Here is a 2,092-nt window from a genome sequence, read left to right as displayed (position 1 = left end):
GCGGTGTCGCGCGCGGCGCCGTGCACCTGCGGCGCGCACCGCAGCGAGTAGGCATCCTGCACGCGGGTGAACTCGCCTTCGCGGGGACGCTGGATCAGGCCAGAGTCGGCGAGGATGCCGGCAATGTTGGCGGCCGACGCCGCCTGCCCGGCGTGCGGTCGTAACGCGTGCAGGTCGGCGGCGAAGACCGCATCGGTGCCGGTGAGCGCCTCGACGCTCGCCGCCGCGGCGAGATCGGCCGTCTTCAGCAGCGACCGCAGATCGTGGAGGGCGAGGCACAGCATCCCGAGCATCCCGTCGGTGCCGTTGATGAGGGCAAGCCCTTCTTTCTCCGCGAGCACGATGGGCTCGATGCCCGCACCGGCGAGGGCGTCCGCGGCATCCGTCGGCGCGGCGGTGGTGTCCATGCCGGTGTGGACCATGCCCTCGCCGAGGAGGGTGAGCGCGCAATGCGCGAGCGGACTGAGGTCGCCGGAGCAGCCGAGCGAGCCGTACTCGTGCACGACGGGGGTGATCCCCGCGTTGAGGATCGCGGCGTAGGTGTCGACGACGACGGGCCGCACGCCGGTGCGCCCCGTCGCGAGGGTGTTGAGGCGCAGGAGCATGAGCGCGCGCACGACCTCGCGCTCGACGGCGGGGCCGGTGCCGGCGGCGTGCGAACGGATGAGGCTGCGCTGCAACTGCTGGCGCTTCTCGCGCGGGATGCGGACCTTCGCGAGCGCGCCGAACCCCGTCGAGACGCCGTAGTGCGGGCGGTCGTCATCGGCGAGCGCCTCGATCGTCAGGCGACTCGCGGCAATGCGGTCGCGCGCCTCAGCGCCGAGCTGCACCGGAGCGTCGAAGCGCGCGACCGCCACGACGTCGTCGATCGTCAGCGGCGCGTCGCCGAGGATCACGGGCCGGGTCTGCGGAGGTGCCACGAGGTTCGTCATCCTTCGATTCCAGCAAACCGGCGGCATCCGGACTATGGTCTGCGGCCGGCCGCTGTCTGTGATCCCAGACAGCTCAAGCCGGTGCGGCTGCGAACCGCAGGCGTGCGCGGCGTCGGCCGTCCCGAACTCCTCCAAGACGGACGGAGCCATCCCGGCCCACCCCGGAATCACGCGGGAGCCGGGTACCCGCACCGACGAGCTGGAGGAGTTTGGGAACGTCGTGCCCGGGCACAGAGCGCGAGACCTACGCGACGCGGATGCCGGCGCGCCAGACGGCGGCGGTGAGGGGCATGCCGGGGCGGTAGGCGAGGTGGGTGATCGACGGGGCGTCGAGCAGGTGGAGGTCGGCGCGAGCGCCGGGGGCGATGACGCCGACGCGCGGCTGCGGGCGGCCTGCCGGGTCGATCCAGCCGTCCTCGTCCATCGCGAGCGCGATCGCGCCGCCGAGGGTGGCCGCCCGCACCGCCTCGCGCACATCGAGTCCCATCTGCAGCACGGCCGTCGCGACGCAGAAACCCATCGAGCTCGTGTACGACGTGCCCGGGTTGCAGTTGGACGCGATCGCCACGATGGCGCCTGCGTCGAGCAGCCGACGTGCCGGCGCGAGGGGCATGCGCGTCGACAGGTCGCACGCGGGGAGCACGGTCGCAACGGTGCCGCGGGTGCCGGCAGCGGATGCCGACCACGAACCCGCCAGGGCGGCGACGTCCTCGTCGGTCAGAAAACCCACGTGGTCGACGCTCAGCGCGCCGTGCTCGACGGCGAGCCGCACGCCGGGGCCGTGGCCGAGCTGGTTGCCGTGCACGCGGGTCGCAAGTCCCTTGGCCGCGGCGGTCTCCAGCACGCGGCGCGTGGCGTCCTCGTCGAACGCACCGTGCTCGCAGAACACGTCGACGGCGCTGACGTGCGGCGCGACCGCGTCGAGCATCGGACCCGTCACGAGGTCCAGGTACTCCCCGGCGTCCTCCCCCGCGGGCACGACGTGCGCGCCGAGGAAGGTGACGGCATCCGCGTGACGCGCCGCGATGCGCGCGGAACGCACCTCGTCGGCGACGGTGAGTCCGTAGCCGGTCTTCGTCTCGAGCGTCGTCGTGCCGCCGCGGCGGGCCTCCGCGACGAGCCGGGCGAGGTTCGCATCGAGGTCGGCGTCGGTCGCGGCG

2 protein-coding genes are annotated in these 2,092 nt (G+C 73.3%); both read right to left on the bottom strand.

Annotated elements, in window-relative coordinates; translation table 11 throughout:
• Window positions 1-932 (bottom strand): aromatic amino acid lyase (locus tag WBP48_RS15310; protein WP_424441615.1); only part of this gene is annotated, 932 nt, incomplete at its 3' end.
• A gap of 244 nt (window positions 933-1,176) precedes the next feature.
• Window positions 1,177-2,092: amidohydrolase family protein (locus WBP48_RS15305; RefSeq protein ID WP_424441614.1), on the bottom strand; the 916-nt coding region annotated here is incomplete at its 5' end.

Source organism: Microbacterium sp., assembly GCF_049661145.1.
Lineage (GTDB): Bacteria > Actinomycetota > Actinomycetes > Actinomycetales > Microbacteriaceae > Microbacterium.
Note: the sequence above shows the minus strand (reverse complement) of the source record. Positions and strands in the feature narration are given on the sequence as shown.